The organism is Streptomyces angustmyceticus (assembly GCF_019933235.1).
Taxonomy (GTDB): domain Bacteria; phylum Actinomycetota; class Actinomycetes; order Streptomycetales; family Streptomycetaceae; genus Streptomyces; species Streptomyces angustmyceticus.
This window is the reverse complement of the sequence record NZ_CP082945.1, coordinates 6,964,298-6,979,071: the sequence shown is the minus strand read 5'-3', so window position 1 is coordinate 6,979,071 and position 14,774 is coordinate 6,964,298. Positions and strand designations below refer to the sequence as shown.

Here is a 14,774-nt window from a genome sequence, read left to right as displayed (position 1 = left end):
CGGGTCCGGTGACTGGTCCATTCCACTGACGCCCCGCAGGCCGGGCAGCTGTCCGGGAAGGCTCCTCTGGAGATGCCCTGACATGCGGAATCCCAAGACGGCACGGTGATTGACGGACCCTCGGCAAACGTATAGCTCTAAGCCGACGGGGGCTCTAGTCTCGGGTCCCGCCCGTGCGGCCGTTTGCGCACCCACCGTCACACCGCCCCGGCTCGGGCCGGCTCGAGGAGGTTGCTTTGCGAGGATCCGCCCCGGAAGACGAGAAGAGATTCCACCGCCCCGCCCTGCGCAGATCCGTCACCGCCGTCGCGGCGGCGGCCCTGCTGCTGCCGCTGTCGGGAGCGCCGTCCGCGCACGCAGGCCAGCCCCGGTCGGACGCACTGCAGCGGGCCTTCACCGATGCCGCCGCCCGCTTCCATGTGCCGCGCGGTGTACTGCTCGGCGTCTCGTATCTGGAGTCCCGCTGGGACGCCCACGGCGGCGCACCCAGCGTCGCCGGGGGCTACGGTCCGATGCACCTCACCGATGCCCGCACCGCGCTGACGCGAACGCCGGAGTTCAGCCAGGGCTCCGAGGACGCCCGCGGCGACGGCGCGCGGCCCCGCAAGAAGGTGCCGTCCGCGGCGGCGAAGCGGGCCGCGCTGCCCGCCCGACTCCCGGCCCGGCTGCGGACGTTGACGACGGCCGCCACGCTGGCGGGGCTCCCGGCCGAGCGGCTGCGGAGGGACCCGGCGGCGAACGTGCTCGGCGGGGCGGCGCTGCTCGCCGCGGAGCAGCGCAAGCTGGGGCACGCCACCGGCGGCGACCCCGCGCGGTGGTACGAGGCGGTGGCGCGCTACGGCGGCCAGGACAGTACGCGCGGCGGCCGGGCCTTCGCGGACGAGGTCTACGACGTGATGCGCCGGGGCCAGACGCGGACCACCGACGCGGGACAGCGGGTCACGCTCCCCGCCACGCCGGGCCTGGCCCCCGACGCCCAGCAGCAGAAACGTCTCGGCACGCCGGCCGCGAAGGCGGCGCCGGGGCGGGCCGGCCACGCGCCGCAGTGCCCGGACAGCGTCGCCTGCGAGTCGGTCCCGGCGCCGTACGAGGAGTTCGGGGACGGCGACTACGGCAACCACGACAAGGCGGACCGGCCCGAGGACCTGCGGATCAGCAGCATCGTCATCCATGACACCGAGGGGTCCTGGGAGACCACACTCAAGCTGATCAAGGACCCCACCTATGTGTCCTGGAACTACACGATCCGCTCCTCGGACGGCCTGATCGCCCAGCATATGCGGGCCAAGAACGTCGCCTGGCACGCGGGCAACTGGTACATCAACTCGCACTCCCTCGGCATCGAGCACGAGGGCTTCCTCGCCGCGCCGGACGCCTGGTACACGGAGGCGATGTACCGCGCCTCGGCCCGGCTGGTGAAGTACCTGAGCGGCAAGTACGACGTGCCGCTCGACCGGCAGCACATCCTGGGCCACGACAACGTGCCCGGCACGACCACGGCCACCGTGGCCGGGATGCACACCGACCCCGGCCCGTACTGGGACTGGGCGCACTACTTCTCGCTGCTGGGCAAGCCCTTCAAGGCCACCTCGGGCGCGCACGGCGGGCTGGTCACCATCCGCCCGGACTACGCCGGGAACAAGCCGGTCTACACGGGCTGCGAGAAGGCCGGCGACCCCTGCGCGCCGCACGGCTCCGCGGCGGTGCGGCTGCACACCGCGCCGGACGCCGACGCACCGCTGGTCAAGGACATCGGGCTGCACCCGAACGGCAGTGACTCGACCACGGGCGTGAACGACACCGGTGCCCGTGCCTCGACCGGGCAGCGGTTCGCGGTGGCGGGCCGGTCCGGCGACTGGACGGCCATCTGGTACCTCGGGCAGAAAGCGTGGTTCCGCAACCCGCACCACGCGCCGACGGCGGTGAACGCCGAGGGCATGATCGCCACGCCCAAGGCCGGCCGGGAGGACATCCCGGTCTACGGCCGCGCGTACCCGGAGAAGGAGGCGTACCCGGCCGGGGTGCCGTACCAGGCGGTCTCCCCCCTGCCGTACAAGCTCGCCGCCGGCCAGAAGTACGTCGTCGGGGACCGGATGAAGGGCGACTACTTCTACGCGCCGACCTTCGACCTCTCCCAGCACGCGATCGTGCACGGCGAGGACGTCTACTACGAGATCCAGCTCGGGCACCGGGTCGGCTATGTGCGGGCGGCCGACGTCGACGTGCGCCGCTCGGATTCCTGAGCCCGTCCGGGCACACCGACCGGGTGAGCGCGTCGCGCCCGGTGGACGGTCTCCCGTCCACCGGGCGCGACGGTGTCCGCTCCGGTTCCGCGCCGGGGCTCAGCCCTGCTGGAAGAGCTCCGCGGGCAGCGGCTTGAGCAGCGCGTAGAGGTCGTCGGTGATCGGCCGGTCCCAGCTGGCGATGGTGACCAGGACGCCGTCGCTGCGGTCGAACTGGGCGCAGGAGATCCGGCTCTCCGAGCACTTGATGCGCTTGACGATCAGCAGGTTGTCCTCGTGCATCACGGGGGTGTCCTCGCTCTCGACGACCGTCACCGGCTCGTCGTTGCCGAGCGCCGCGAGCAGCTGGGCCACCTCGAAGGGCACCTGGTCGTCCTCCAGCTCGCGGGCGGGGGACCCCTCCGGCAGATTGCCGATGATCATCGCGGGGCCGCGGCCGCCGAACAGGTCGTAGCGGAGGAAGACGCCCTGGCAGCTCCCGTCGGGCGCGGGCAGCAGCCCGGCTCCGAGATTGCCCGGCCAGTCCCCGGGGTCCATGGCGAGGACGTCGAAGTCAGGCCCGGCGGGCGTGGCTGCGCTGCGGCGGCGGAGGAAGGACATGCCGCCATCGTACGTGGCCCGGCCGGGCACACGGCGCGGGCGTCGGGGTGAACGACGCCCCGTGCGCGCGGCCGCCCCCGCCTCCGCCGCCGGTCGTCATGCCTGGTCGGCCAGTGCCCGCAGCCGGCGCAGCGCCTCGTCGGTCGCGGCGTGCGGCACGAAGAGGTGATCGTGGTGGAAACCGGCGACGACATTGCAGCTGAGGCCGGCCTGGGCGAGGGCGGTGGCGACGGCGGCGGTCAGTCCGACGGCGTCCAGCGCGGAGTGCACCCGCAGGATGATCCAGCCGGCGACGTAGTCGTACGCCAGGCCCGCGCGGTCGGCCTCCTCCTGGTGGACGACGAGGGTGCGGCCCTCGGGCTCGGTGACGGTGACCACCGGCGTCAGTCCGTCGGGGACCGCGCCGGGCACGCTCACGAAGACGAAGCGGCCCTCGTTGCGCTCGGGACGCATCCCGCTCAGCAGGGCCCGGAGATCACGTTCGCCCGTCATGCCACCACCCTACGGGGCGCCGGTCCGTCCTTCCCTGCGCCGCTCGTGGTGGCGGGCGACCCGGGCGCGGTTGCCGCACGAGGGGGTGCACCACTCCTGGCGGGCGTGGTCCTTGACGAAGTAGCGCACACAGCGCGGGGCGGGGCAGGCCCGCAGCAGCGCCAGGTCGGGGCCGGTGAGGAAGTCGAGGGCGGCGCGGGCCAGGGCCGCGACGATCCGGTCGGCGGGCGGCGCGGAGCCCGCCGGGTGGTGCCGCACGGCGGGCTGTGCGCCGGGCTCCCAGGCGAGCCGGGGCACCGTGGGGACGAGCGCGGCGGCGGCGTTGAGCCGGCGCAGCGCCTCCTCCTCGGGGAGCAGCCGGTGGGCGTCGGCGGAGCTGGGCGGGCCCGGCCGGACGGCGCGGGCGAACAGTGACCGGACCGCGGCCCGCAGCTCCCGCACGGCGGTGTGCAGCGCCTCGTCCGGGAGGGCGGGGCCGGGCGCGCGGTCCAGCGGTGCGGCCCGCTCGCGCAGCCAGACCGCGAGACCCTCCGGCCCGGCCAGGTCGTCGGCGACGCCGCCGTGGCCGTCATGGCGGAGGGTGACGGCGAGTTCGAGGGCGAGCCGTGCTGCGGTCATGGCGCTAATGGTAGCGTCGCGATCAACCATTAGGCGGCTGAGGGGGCGGTATGGCCGACGTGCGTCAACTCCTGCGTGATCTCCCGGTGTTCGCGGGCGACCTGCCCGCGTTCGATCCGCTGGAGACGCCCGACGGTCCGGTGGACCTGTTCACCGCCTGGCTGCTCGGCGCGGTACGTGCGCAGGTCCCCGAGCCGCACGCGATGACGGTCGCCACCGCCGGCGCCGACGGCAATCCCTCGGCCCGGACACTGATCCTCAAGGACATCGACGCGGACGGCTGGCGGTTCGCCGCGCAGCGCGCCAGCACCAAGGGGCGCGGCGGTGGCGGAGTCGGCGGCCCGTCTCGCCCGCGAACCCGGCCTGGTGGCGCCCGGATGGACGCTGCACACGGTGCACGCCGAGTCGGTGGAGTTCTGGCAGGGCGACAAGCACCGCAAGCACACCCGGCTGGCCTACCACCGGACCGACGACGACGGCTGGCGCAAGGAACTCCTGTGGCCGTGACGGGCACGCACACGCCACCGGCCGAGGCCGTACGCCTTCGCCCGGCGGTACGGTGACGCGGGCGCGCCGGCGGTCACCGTCAGCGAGCCCTCGCCGCCTGGCTTGCCGGCCGCACACAGCGCCGCCCGAACTGCTCGCCTGGCCCTAGCCGGCGCTCCCGCACCGTATTCCCGAGGAGACCGCTCCATGCCCCGTCCCGGTTCCACCGCACCGCCCGTTCTCAACCTCTGGAAGGCGGGCCTGCGTGTGGTGCCCGCCGAGGTCTGGCGGCGTGCGGACTGGGAGGTGCTGATCCTGGCCGACAACGCGCTGACCGAGGTCCCGGAGGCGCTCGGCCGGCTGCGCGCGCTGCACACCCTCGATCTCGGTCACAACGCGCTGACGGCGGTTCCCGACGAGATCGGTGCGCTCACCGGACTGACCCGCTTCCTCTACCTGCACGACAACCGGCTCACCGCCCTGCCGGACACCCTGGGCGATCTGGACCGGCTCGGCTATCTCAACGTCGGTGAGAATCCGCTGGGCGTGCTGCCGGCGACGCTCGGAGGGATGGCCGGGCTGGTCGAACTCCGCGCGCAGCAGGCAGAGTTGGCCGCACTGCCCGACACGCTGGGACGGCTCGGGCGGCTGCGGGAGCTGTGGCTGGGCGGCAACGCGCTGACCGGGCTGCCCGCGGGCGTCGCGGAGCTGCGCGAGCTGAGGGTGCTGGAGCTCCGGGACAACGCGCTCCCCCACGTGCCCGACGCGCTGCGCGCGCTGCCGCTGCTGCGCCGGCTGGACCTGCGCGGGAACCGGATCGAGGCGCTGCCGCCGTGGCTGGCACGGCTGCCGTCGCTGGAGAAGCTGGATCTGCGCTGGAACCGCGTGGATGACGCGGCCGACGCGGTGTCGGCGCTGCGGCGGCGCGGGTGTGTGGTGCTCACCTGACGCGCGCGCCGGAGTGGTCGGGTGAGTGGCAGGCGCGCCCTCCTCGCGGGCCCGGCCGCGAGGAGGCTCCCATCCGGCGCCGTCGTCTTCCCGACGAGGCGCCGGAACGTTCTAGGTCAGATCGAATTCGCCCTCGCGGGCGTCGAGGACGAAGGCCCGCCACTCGGCGGGGGTGAAGATCAGCGCCGGGATCTCCGGGCTTCGGCGGTTGCGCATCGCGATATAGCCCTCGACGAAGGCGATCTCGACGCCGCCCACGCCCTGGGTGCTCGACTGCCACTCGGCCTGCGTCAGGTCGAGATCGGGCCTGGGCCCGCCCACGAGCCGCTGCTCGGTGATGCTGTCGGTCACGTGTCCCGCTCCTCCCGGTTCGTCGTCCGCGGTCAGCCTAACCACAGTGTCCGGGGACGGACAGGGGACGTGGCGAGGCGGTGGAGTGGTGGTGGAGTGGTGGTCGGGGAAGGGGCGCGCCGACGCGGCGCGCCCGCTCCCGCCGGGTGTCAGGTGGCCGGCGCGTCGGCGCCCACCAGCCACATCGAGAAGAACTGGGAGCCGCCGCCGTACGCGTGCCCCAACGCCCGCCGGGCGCCCTCGACTTGGTGGTCGCCGGCCCGGCCGCGCACCTGGAGGGCGGCCTCCGCGAAGCGGATCATCCCGGAGGCGCCGATGGGGTTGGTGGACAGCACTCCGCCGGAGGGGTTGACCGGGAGGTCGCCGTCGAGTTCGGTGACGCCCGACTCGGTGAGCTTCCAGCCCTCGCCCTCCTCGGCGAAGCCCAGGTTCTCCAGCCACATCGGCTCGTACCAGCTGAAGGGCACGTACATCTCCACCGCGTCGATCTGCCGGCGCGGGGAGGTGATGCCGGCCTGCCGGTAGACGTCGGCGGCGCAGTCCTTGCCGGCCTGCGGGGAGACGAAGTCCTTGCCGGCGAAGAGGGTGGGTTCGCTGCGCATGGCACCGCCGTGCACCCAGGCCGGCGGGTGCGGTGCGCGGGCGGCTCCGGTGCGGTCGGTGAGGATCATCGCGCAGGCGCCGTCGGAGGACGGGCAGGTCTCGGAGTAGCGGATCGGGTCCCAGAGCATCGGCGAGGACTGGACCTTTTCGAGGGTGATGTCGTGTTCGTGGAGGTGGGCGAAGGGGTTCTTGAGGGCGTTGCGGCGGTCCTTGTAGGCGACCAGGGAGCCGACGGTGTCCGGGGCGCCGGTGCGCCGCATGTAGGCGCGGACGTGCGGGGCGAAGAAGCCGCCGGCGCCCGCGAGCAGGGGCTGCTGGAAGGGGATCGGCAGGGACAGGCCCCACATGGCGTTGGACTCGGACTGCTTCTCGAAGGCGAGGGTCAGGACGGTGCGGTGAACGCGGGCGGCGACGAGGTTCGCGGCGACCAGGGCGGTGGAGCCGCCGACGGAACCGGCGGTGTGCACCCGCAGCATCGGTTTGCCGACGGCGCCCAGGGCGTCGGCGAGATACAGCTCGGGCATCATCACGCCCTCGAAGAAGTCGGGGGCCTTGCCGATCACCACGGCGTCGATGTCCGCCCAGGTCAACTCGGCGTCGTCCAGGGCGTGTCGGGCCGCCTCGCGGACGAGTCCGGCGAGCGAGACGTCGCGGCGCGCGGCGACGTGTTTGGTCTGGCCGACACCGACGACGGCCACGGGTTCCTTGCTCATCACTCACCTTCCAGGACGGCGACGAGGTTGTGCTGCAGGCACGGCCCCGAGGTGGCGTGGGCGAGGGCGCGGTCGGAGGCGCCCCGCTGGATGCGGGCGGCGGCCTCGCCGAGGCGGATCAGGCCCGTGGCCATGACGGGGTTGGCGGCCAGCGCGCCGCCGGAGGGGTTGACGCACACCGTGCTGTCCGGCGCGTCGAGGCGCAGGGCGCGGCGCAGCACGACCTCCTGGGAGGTGAAGGGGGCGTGCAGTTCGGCGGTGTCCAACGGCCGTTCGAAGGCGCCGGCGCGCTCGGCGGCGAGCCGGGTGGAGGGCGAGTCGGTGAGGTCGCGGACGCCCAGGGCGTGGGCCTCGATGCGGTGGTCGAGGCCGCGGATCCAGGCGGGGCGGTCGGTCAGCCGGCGGGCGGTGTCGCCGGCGGCGAGGACGACGGCGGCCGCGCCGTCGCCGATGGGCGGGCAGTCGCCGGTGCGCAGCGGGGCGACGAGCGTCTCGCCCATGGGGACCTCGCCGCGCAGTTGGGCGTGCGGGTGGGTGGCGGCGGCCGCGCGGCTGCGGGCCGCGATACCGGCCAGCTCCTGCGGGTCGGTGAGTCCCGCGTCGATCAGGGCCTGGGCCTGGAGGGCGGCGAGCGCGACGGCGTCGGGCCACAGCGGGGCGGCGTAGTAGGGGTCGAGCTGGCGGGTGAGGACGTCGCGGACGCTGCCCGGCGAGGACTTGCCGTAGGAGTAGACGAGTGCGGTCTCCGCCTCGCCGGTGAGGAGCTTCACCCAGGCCTCGTACAGCGCCCAGGCGCCGTCCATCTCGACATGGGACTCGGAGATCGGCGGCCAGGCGCCGACCCCGTCCAGGGCCATCGTGAAGGAGAAGGCCCGGCCGGCGAGGTAGTCGGAGGAGCCGGAGCAGGTGAAGCCGATGTCCCGGGCGGCCAGGCCGGTCTGCTCCAGCACGTCGTGCAGCACCGGCATCAGCATCTCGACCTCGGAGGTCTCCGCGCTGTCGCGGGCGTGATCGCTCTGCCCGAAGGCGACGACGGCGACGTCGCGCATCAGATCAGCTCCTTGTAGCTGTCGTAGCCGGCATCGGGCTCGCCGGTGGGGCGGTAGTGGTCGGGGAAGCGGCTGTCCTCGGTCCAGACGGGTTCGACGCGCAGGCCCATGCGGACCCGGTCGTAGGGGATGCCGCCGATGCGGGCGTGCAGGGCCAGGTCGGCGCCGTCCAGGGCGATGTGGGCGTAGACGTAGGGGACCTCGATGTCGAGGTTCTTGGCCTTGATGTTGACGATGCAGAAGGTGGTGACGGTGCCGCGGGGGCCGACCTCCACCTGGGTGCCGGTGGCGACGCCGCAGGTCGGGCAGGCGCCGCGGGGCGGGACGTAGACCTTGTCGCAGGAGGGGCAGCGCTCGCCCACGATCCGGTGCTCGGCGAGCGCCTGGAGGTAGCGGGACTGGGCGCGGCCGGGCGCGTAGGTGTAGTCGAGCCGGGCGGGGAGGGTGATCTGGGTGACGGGGTCGTCGAACGCGCCGCTGTGCGGTACCGGGCGGCCGTCGCCCGCGGGGCCGTCGTCCGGCTCGAAGCAGGCGATGTCGGTGATCGCGCCGGTGCGCTCCGGGGCCCAGCGGACCCGGACCCGCATGCCGGTGCGTACGGCGTCGGGGCCGGGCGCGTCCAGTGCGTGCAGCAGGGCGGTGCCGGCGCCGTCGAGCCGGACCAGGACCCAGGCGAAGGGGGTGGCGAGCGGCTGGCCGCGGCGGGGGGACGGGTTCCAGGCCCAGGTGGTGACGGTGCCGCTGGTGCCGACCTCGACCAGGTCGCGGATCTCCTCGGCGGTGACCGGGTCGTATTCGGTGGGCGGGACGACCACCCGGCCGTCGCTCGCCGTGACGCCGAGGACGGTGCGCTCGCGCAGCCCGGTGAGGAAGGCGCTCTGGACGGGTCCGAGCGAGCGGGTGAAGGGGAATTCCACGACGAGGGGTGCCGTGAGGACCTCTGGCATGCGGGGCTCCTTGGGTCAGGCGCGCCGGTAGACGGGTGGGCGCTTCTCGGCGAAGGCCCGGGAGCCCTCTTTGGCGTCGGCGGTGTCGAAGACCGGCCAGCCGCGGGCGAGTTCGGCCGCGAGCCCGTCGGTCTCGGTCATCTCGGCGGTCTCGTAGACGGATGCCTTGACGGCTTCGACGGCGAGCGGGCCGCAGCCGTTGATCAGTTCCGCGATCTCCAGGGCCTTGTCCAGCGCGGTCCCCTCGGGGACGACATGGCCGATAAGACCGATGCGCTCGGCCTCGCGCGCGGGGTAGGGCCGGCCGGTGAGCAGCATCTCCAGGGCGTGGGTGCGGGGGATCTGGCGGGCGAGGCGGACGGTGGAACCTCCGATCGGGAACAGGCCGCGCCGGACCTCGTAGAGCCCGAAGGTGGCGCTCTCGCCGGCGACGCGGATGTCGGTGCCCTGGAGGATCTCGGTGCCGCCCGCGACGCAGTGGCCCTCGACGGCGGCGATCACGGGTTTGCGGGGGCGGTGGTGCCGCAGCATCGCCTTCCAGTGCAGGTCGGGGTCGGCGCGCAGCCGCTCGCGGTAGTGCTCGCCGGTCAGGCCGTCGCCCGCGAGGGCCTTGAGGTCCATGCCGGCGCAGAAGGTGCCGCCGGCGCCGGTGAGGACGACGGAGCGGATCGTGTCGTCCTCGTCGGCGGTGATCCAGCCGTCGTACAGGCCCACCAGCATCGGCAGCGAGAGCGCGTTCTTCGCCTCCGGCCGGTTGAGGGTGAGCACCAGTGTCGCGCCGGCGCGCTCCGCCGACAGATGTTCCGTGCTGCCCATTCCGTCCTCCCGTCTCACGACGGAGAACAGGTTGCAGGAGCCGCACACCGACTTCAAGACCTTTCTGACAGGTAGTCAGATTTCTTCGCCACGGCCCTTCCCTGCTCCTTCCGGCGGCGCTCTAATGACCGCCAAGCCGACGCCGCCCGGTCTGGAGGAGACGTGGAGTACAACCTTGCCGACCTCTTCGAGTCGATCGTCGACACGGTCCCCGACCGCGAGGCACTGGTGTACGTCGACCATCCGGGGACCGGCGGCGAACGGCGGCTGACCTACGCCGAACTCGACCGCGCCGCCAACCGCCTGGCCCACCACCTCGAAGAGCGCGGCATCGGCCCGGGGACGCACGTCGGGCTGCACCTCTACAACGGCGTCGAGTACCTCCAGGCCGTCTACGCCTGCCTGAAGATCCGGGCCGTCCCGGTGAACGTCAACTACCGGTACGTCGAAGAGGAGTTGGTCTACCTCTACCGGGACGCCGACCTGGTGGCGCTGGTCTTCGACGCGGAGTTCACCGCGCGGGTGGCCGCCGCGCTTCCCCAGGCACCCCGGCTACGGCACCTCGTACGGGTCGGCACCCCGCCCGCCGGCGCCCCCGAGCCGCCGATCGCGCCCGTCGCGCTCGCGGACGCCGAGGCCGCCGCCTCCCCCGCGCGCGGCTTCGGGCCGCGCTCGGCCGACGACCAGATCGTGATCTACACCGGCGGCACCACCGGTATGCCCAAGGGCGTGATGTGGCGCCACGAGGACCTCTTCTTCGCCGGGATGGGCGGCGGGGCGCCGACCGGCGAGCCGGTGCGGCGACCGCGGGAGCTGGCCGAGCGGGTCGCGGCCGGCGGCGACGGCATCGTCTTCTTCCCCGCTCCCCCGCTGATGCACGGCACCTCCACCCTCACCGCGTTCATCGCCTTCCACTTCGGCCAGAAGGTCGTCATCCACCGCAAGTTCGTGCCCGAGGAGGTGCTGCGGACCATCGAGCGGGAGCGGGTCACCAGCGTCTCGCTGGTGGGTGACGCGATGCTGCGTCCGCTCGTGGACGCGCTCGCCGGGCCGCTCAAGGGCACCGACTGCTCCTCGCTGTTCAGCGTCAGCAGCTCCGGCGCGATCCTCTCCGAGACCGTCCGCGCACAGTTCGCCGCGCTGCTCCCGCAGGTCATGCTGCTCAACAACTTCGGCTCGTCGGAGTCCGGGTTCAACGGCACCGCCACCGACGACTCCGGCCCCGCCAAGGGCTTCCGGCTGCACGTCAACGCCCGTACGGCGGTGGTGGACCCGGCGACCCACGAGCCGGCCCCGCCCGGCGAGGTGGGCCGGATCGCGCTGCGCGGACACGTCCCGCTGGGCTATTACAACGACCCGAAGAAGACCGCCGAGACGTTCTTCGAGGCGCGCGGGGACCGGTGGGTGCTGCTGGGCGACATGGCGACCGTGGACGAGGCGGGCATCGTCACCGTCCTCGGCCGGGGCTCGCAGTGCATCAACTCCGGCGGGGAAAAGGTCTACCCGGAGGAGGTCGAGCAGGCCCTGAAGGCGCATCCGGACGTCTATGACGCGCTGGTGGCGGGCGTGCCGGACGCGCGGTGGGGCAACCGGGTGGCGGCCGTGGTGCAACTGCGTCCCGGCGCGGGACCGCTGGACCTGGCGGGCGTGCAGCTGCACTGCCGGAACCGGCTGGCCGGGTACAAGATCCCGCGTGCCGTCGTCTTCACCGACCACATCCGCCGTTCGCCCAGCGGCAAGGCGGACTACCGCTGGGCGAGAGCGGTGGCGGCGGGCGGGCTGACGGGCTGAGTCGGGCGGCTTGGCGGGCGGGGCGCCCCGGGCCCTGCCCGGCCGGGCCGCCGCTGACGACGGGCGGGCGCCTACGGGCAGACGGACGGGGCACGACGCCCGGCCCTGCGGCGGGCCGGGCCGGGCGAGCCGGTCCTGGCGGGCCGCCGCCGGTCAGGTTCCGGCGCAGACCGAGCGCAGCGAGCGGGCCAGGGCCGCCGTGTGCAGTCCGTCCAGGTGCCGTTCCTGGCGTACGCGCACGGCGGCCGCGGCCAGCCGCGGGGCGCAGGACGGCGCCGAGCGGGCGCGGGCGGAGCCGGCCAGCGCCCGCACCAGCGCGCCGTTGACGCGGTTGATCTCCTTGCGGACCTCCTGGAGGTCGGGCCGCTCGGTGGGCGCCTGCCCCGGGTTCGCGTCCCACCGGCGGTACAGCCCGCGCTGCACGGCCTTGTTGGCCTCGATCTGGTCCCGGAAGACCCGCACCGTGACGGCAGGGTCGCCGCCCAGCTGCCGGGCCTGGTCCGCCACCGTGCTCAGCACCTCCCGCTCGCGCGCCGGATCGTCGATCGGGCTGTCGGTGCCCCACTTCGCCGCGGCCACCAGATCGCCGGTGGCCAGCCGCCCGGCCGACAGCGCGGCGAGCGGCCGGAGCGGGCCGTTCGGGGAGTGCGCGGTGGCGGGGGCCGGTGCGGCCGGGTGGCCGGGCGCCGCGGCGACCGGGTGCACCGGCGCCGCCGCGGTGGCCGCGCCGGTTCCGGTGCACAGGACGGCCGCGGCCGCGCCGACGGCCAGGGCGCTGCGCATCGAGCGGGTCAGCTGCACGGTTCGGCCTCTCTCGAACCCCGGAACCTCCGGGGAATCCAGCGGACGGCATTCGGCTTCGACCCTAGAAGAGCCGGGCGAGGGCGGCACCCCCGGCCGCGCGGCGGGCTACGACTGCGGTGCGAGGAACGAGGTGACCGCGGCGAGGAACTCCCCGGGACGCTCCTCGTGGACGAGATGACCGGCGCCCTCCACCGTCACCAGGCGGGCGTCGGGGATCCGCTCGACCAGCTCGGCGCGCTGCTCCGCCGGGGCGAGCACGGAGTCGCCGCCGGCGATGACCAGGGTCGGGGCGGTGATCTTCGCGAGCGCCTCCCACCACCGCGGATCGGGCGCGTTGCGCTCGGCCACCACCGCGGTCTTGACCGGCCAGTCGAACGACGGCGGGCCGGCCGGCTGCTCCGGCACCTCCTGCGGCGGGTCGGCGGGCAGCGGCGGAGGCACCTCCTCCAGGACCAGGCGGTCCACCAGCTCGGGCCGTTCCGCCGCCAGCAGGAGCGCGGCCACCGCGCCCATCGAGTGCCCGATCAGGGTCACCCGCGCCAGGCCGAGCGCCTCCAGGAAACCGGCCGCATCGTCGCGCCAGCGGGCGAAACCGTACTCGCCGGGCCAGTCGCTGAGCCCGTGACCGCGCTGATCGAGGGCGTAGACCCGATGGGTGCCGGCGAGCCGGCCGACGACACCGCGCCAGTCCTCGCCGTCCTCCCCGAGGCAGTGCAGCAGCACGGCCGGGGGCGCGTCCTCCTCTCCCCACACTCGGTATGCCAGCTGGACCTCACCGACCTGCACTTTCCGGACGTCACTCATGCGCTGGACGCTACCCGGGAGGTACCGGCGCCACGCCCCTTGACGTGTTCGCCGCGCGCTGATTACTTGGATCAGCATGCGGCTACCGAATGATCGGTAGGGACACGAGGCGGTGAACTCCATGCCGGAAGCGGCTACGGGCAGTGAGACGTTCGACGAAGCGGAGCGGCTCTCCGCGGACGCGTTGCACGCCCTGCAACTGACACGGCTGCGCGCCTCGTTGCAGCACGCCTACGACCACGTCCCGTTCTACCGGGAGTCCTTCGACCGGGCCGGGGTGCATCCGCGGGACTGCCGCTCGCTCGCCGATCTGGCCCGCTTCCCGTTCACCGTCAAGGACGATCTGCGCGCCCAGTACCCCTTCGGGATGTTCGCCGTCCCGAAGGACACGGTGCGCCGCATCCACGCCTCCAGCGGCACCACGGGCCGGCCGACGATCGTCGGCTACACCGACCGCGACCTGTCGCACTGGTCGGACGTCGTCGCGCGCTCCCTCCGCGCGGCCGGCGCCCGCCCCGGACACACCGTCCATGTCGCCTACGGATACGGCCTGTTCACCGGCGGGCTGGGCGCCCACTACGGCGCCGAACGGCTCGGCTGCACGGTCGTCCCCGCGTCCGGCGGGATGACCAGCCGGCAGGTGCAGCTCATCCAGGACCTCCGGCCGGAGATCATCATGGTCACGCCGTCCTACATGCTCACCCTGCTGGACGAGTTCGAGCGCCAGGGCATCGATCCCCGTACGACCTCGCTCCGGGTGGGTGTCTTCGGCGCCGAGCCCTGGACGCAGGAGATGCGCCGGGAGATCGAGGAGCGGTTCGCCATCGACGCCGTGGACATCTACGGCCTGTCGGAGGTGATGGGTCCGGGCGTCGCCCAGGAGTGCCTGGAGACCAAGGACGGGCTCCACATCTGGGAGGACCACTTCTACCCGGAGGTGGTCGACCCGATCACCGGCGAGGTGCTGCCGGACGGGGCGCACGGCGAGCTGGTGTTCACCTCCCTCACCAAGGAGGCCATGCCGGTCGTCCGCTACCGCACCCGTGACCTGACCCGGCTGCTGCCCGGCACCGCGCGGGCCGCCTTCCGCCGGATGGAGAAGATCACCGGCCGCAGCGACGACATGATCATTCTGCGCGGGGTCAATCTCTTCCCCGCACAGGTCGAGGAGATCGTGCTGCGGACGCCCGGGGTCGCCCCGCACTTCCAGCTGAGACTGACCCGGGAGGGCCGGATGGACCACCTGACCGTACGCGCCGAGGCCCGCCCGGACACCACTCCCGAGACCCGCACGGTCGCCGCCGGGCTCATCGCACGCGGGGTCAAGGACGGCATCGGCGTCTCGGTCGAGGTCGAGATCGTCGACCAGGAAACCCTGGAACGCTCGGTCGGCAAGATCAAGCGCATCGTGGACGCCCGGCCGCGGGACTAGAGGGCGGAGACGGCCTGGCGCGGGCTTCGTTGACTGGTGGCTGGCTCCTGCCGCCGTACGGGCAGGCGGGCCGTTGA

Annotated in this window: 16 protein-coding genes; 5 read left to right on the top strand and 11 right to left on the bottom strand. The window is 73.5% G+C overall.

Annotated features, from left to right (window positions below; all coding sequences use genetic code 11):
* Positions 1-236 precede the first annotated feature (236 nt).
* Positions 237-2,243, top strand: coding sequence for an N-acetylmuramoyl-L-alanine amidase (locus K7396_RS31230; protein WP_086717882.1), 2,007 nt, complete (start codon positions 237-239; stop codon positions 2,241-2,243).
* Between the two features lie 99 nt (positions 2,244-2,342).
* Here the strand turns inward: K7396_RS31230 and K7396_RS31225 are convergent, their stop codons facing one another.
* The 4 genes from K7396_RS31225 to K7396_RS31210 form a co-directional block, all read right to left on the bottom strand.
* Positions 2,343-2,843, bottom strand: a complete 501-nt coding sequence (locus K7396_RS31225; protein WP_018090673.1) for a hypothetical protein — start codon at positions 2,841-2,843, stop codon at positions 2,343-2,345.
* Positions 2,844-2,939: 96 nt separating this feature from the next.
* Positions 2,940-3,335 (bottom strand): ACT domain-containing protein, encoded by a 396-nt coding sequence (locus K7396_RS31220; RefSeq protein ID WP_086717884.1) that lies wholly within the window; start codon positions 3,333-3,335, stop codon positions 2,940-2,942.
* Positions 3,336-3,344: 9 nt separating this feature from the next.
* A complete protein-coding gene (locus tag K7396_RS31215) occupies positions 3,345-3,953 on the bottom strand; it encodes a CGNR zinc finger domain-containing protein (RefSeq protein ID WP_086717885.1) in 609 nt (202 codons plus the stop codon).
* Between the two features lie 29 nt (positions 3,954-3,982).
* Positions 3,983-4,153 (bottom strand): hypothetical protein, encoded by a 171-nt coding sequence (locus K7396_RS31210; RefSeq protein WP_223660465.1) that lies wholly within the window; start codon positions 4,151-4,153, stop codon positions 3,983-3,985.
* A gap of 124 nt (positions 4,154-4,277) precedes the next feature.
* Here K7396_RS31210 and K7396_RS36020 point away from each other — a divergent pair, with 124 nt between their 5' ends.
* Complete coding sequence (locus tag K7396_RS36020; protein ID WP_373866962.1) at positions 4,278-4,460, top strand: pyridoxine 5'-phosphate oxidase C-terminal domain-containing protein; 183 nt, start codon at positions 4,278-4,280, stop codon at positions 4,458-4,460.
* Between the two features lie 186 nt (positions 4,461-4,646).
* On the top strand, positions 4,647-5,387 hold the full coding sequence (locus K7396_RS31200) for a leucine-rich repeat domain-containing protein (RefSeq protein WP_086717887.1): 741 nt from the start codon (positions 4,647-4,649) through the stop codon (positions 5,385-5,387).
* 111 nt (positions 5,388-5,498) lie between these two features.
* Here the strand turns inward: K7396_RS31200 and K7396_RS31195 are convergent, their stop codons facing one another.
* The 5 genes from K7396_RS31195 to K7396_RS31175 form a co-directional block, all read right to left on the bottom strand.
* Complete coding sequence (locus K7396_RS31195; protein ID WP_086717889.1) at positions 5,499-5,738, bottom strand: DUF397 domain-containing protein; 240 nt, start codon at positions 5,736-5,738, stop codon at positions 5,499-5,501.
* 149 nt (positions 5,739-5,887) lie between these two features.
* Positions 5,888-7,054, bottom strand: coding sequence for a thiolase domain-containing protein (locus K7396_RS31190; RefSeq protein WP_086717891.1), 1,167 nt, complete (start codon positions 7,052-7,054; stop codon positions 5,888-5,890).
* A complete protein-coding gene (locus K7396_RS31185; protein WP_086717893.1) occupies positions 7,054-8,103 on the bottom strand; it encodes a thiolase domain-containing protein in 1,050 nt (349 codons plus the stop codon). Before K7396_RS31185 ends, K7396_RS31190 begins: the two co-directional genes overlap by 1 nt.
* Positions 8,103-9,050: a Zn-ribbon domain-containing OB-fold protein gene (locus tag K7396_RS31180; protein ID WP_086717895.1), complete on the bottom strand. Its 948-nt coding sequence runs from the start codon at positions 9,048-9,050 to the stop codon at positions 8,103-8,105. The genes K7396_RS31185 and K7396_RS31180 overlap by 1 nt, the downstream gene beginning before the upstream one ends.
* A gap of 15 nt (positions 9,051-9,065) precedes the next feature.
* Positions 9,066-9,866 carry a crotonase/enoyl-CoA hydratase family protein gene (locus K7396_RS31175; protein WP_086717896.1) on the bottom strand — a complete coding sequence of 267 codons (801 nt, stop codon included), beginning with the start codon at positions 9,864-9,866 and terminating at the stop codon, positions 9,066-9,068.
* 162 nt (positions 9,867-10,028) lie between these two features.
* Here K7396_RS31175 and K7396_RS31170 point away from each other — a divergent pair, with 162 nt between their 5' ends.
* On the top strand, positions 10,029-11,657 hold the full coding sequence (locus K7396_RS31170; protein WP_086717898.1) for an acyl-CoA synthetase: 1,629 nt from the start codon (positions 10,029-10,031) through the stop codon (positions 11,655-11,657).
* Positions 11,658-11,810: 153 nt separating this feature from the next.
* Here K7396_RS31170 and K7396_RS31165 read toward each other — a convergent pair whose 3' ends face one another.
* Together K7396_RS31165 and K7396_RS31160 are read right to left on the bottom strand one after the other, a co-directional pair.
* A complete protein-coding gene (locus K7396_RS31165; RefSeq protein ID WP_086717900.1) occupies positions 11,811-12,458 on the bottom strand; it encodes a chorismate mutase in 648 nt (215 codons plus the stop codon).
* Between the two features lie 108 nt (positions 12,459-12,566).
* Entirely contained in the window at positions 12,567-13,265 is a 699-nt protein-coding gene (locus K7396_RS31160) for an alpha/beta fold hydrolase (protein ID WP_086717902.1), read from the bottom strand.
* A 121-nt stretch (positions 13,266-13,386) separates the two neighbouring features.
* Here K7396_RS31160 and paaK point away from each other — a divergent pair, with 121 nt between their 5' ends.
* Positions 13,387-14,697 carry a phenylacetate--CoA ligase PaaK gene (gene paaK, locus K7396_RS31155; RefSeq protein ID WP_086717925.1) on the top strand — a complete coding sequence of 437 codons (1,311 nt, stop codon included), beginning with the start codon at positions 13,387-13,389 and terminating at the stop codon, positions 14,695-14,697.
* The last annotated feature ends 77 nt before the right edge of the window (positions 14,698-14,774 follow it).

Bases quoted from the DNA above. Each gene is read 5' to 3' on its own strand.
- K7396_RS31180 (WP_086717895.1), bottom strand. From the start codon at position 9,050: ATGCCAGAGGTCCTCACGGCACCCCTCGTCGTGGAATTCCCCTTCACC.
- K7396_RS31200 (WP_086717887.1), top strand. From the start codon at position 4,647: ATGCCCCGTCCCGGTTCCACCGCACCGCCCGTTCTCAACCTCTGGAAG.
- K7396_RS31185 (WP_086717893.1), bottom strand. From the start codon at position 8,103: ATGCGCGACGTCGCCGTCGTCGCCTTCGGGCAGAGCGATCACGCCCGC.
- K7396_RS31220 (WP_086717884.1), bottom strand. From the start codon at position 3,335: ATGACGGGCGAACGTGATCTCCGGGCCCTGCTGAGCGGGATGCGTCCC.
- K7396_RS31225 (WP_018090673.1), bottom strand. From the start codon at position 2,843: ATGTCCTTCCTCCGCCGCCGCAGCGCAGCCACGCCCGCCGGGCCTGAC.
- K7396_RS31175 (WP_086717896.1), bottom strand. From the start codon at position 9,866: ATGGGCAGCACGGAACATCTGTCGGCGGAGCGCGCCGGCGCGACACTG.
- K7396_RS31190 (WP_086717891.1), bottom strand. From the start codon at position 7,054: ATGAGCAAGGAACCCGTGGCCGTCGTCGGTGTCGGCCAGACCAAACAC.
- K7396_RS31215 (WP_086717885.1), bottom strand. From the start codon at position 3,953: ATGACCGCAGCACGGCTCGCCCTCGAACTCGCCGTCACCCTCCGCCAT.
- K7396_RS31160 (WP_086717902.1), bottom strand. From the start codon at position 13,265: ATGAGTGACGTCCGGAAAGTGCAGGTCGGTGAGGTCCAGCTGGCATAC.
- paaK (WP_086717925.1), top strand. From the start codon at position 13,387: ATGCCGGAAGCGGCTACGGGCAGTGAGACGTTCGACGAAGCGGAGCGG.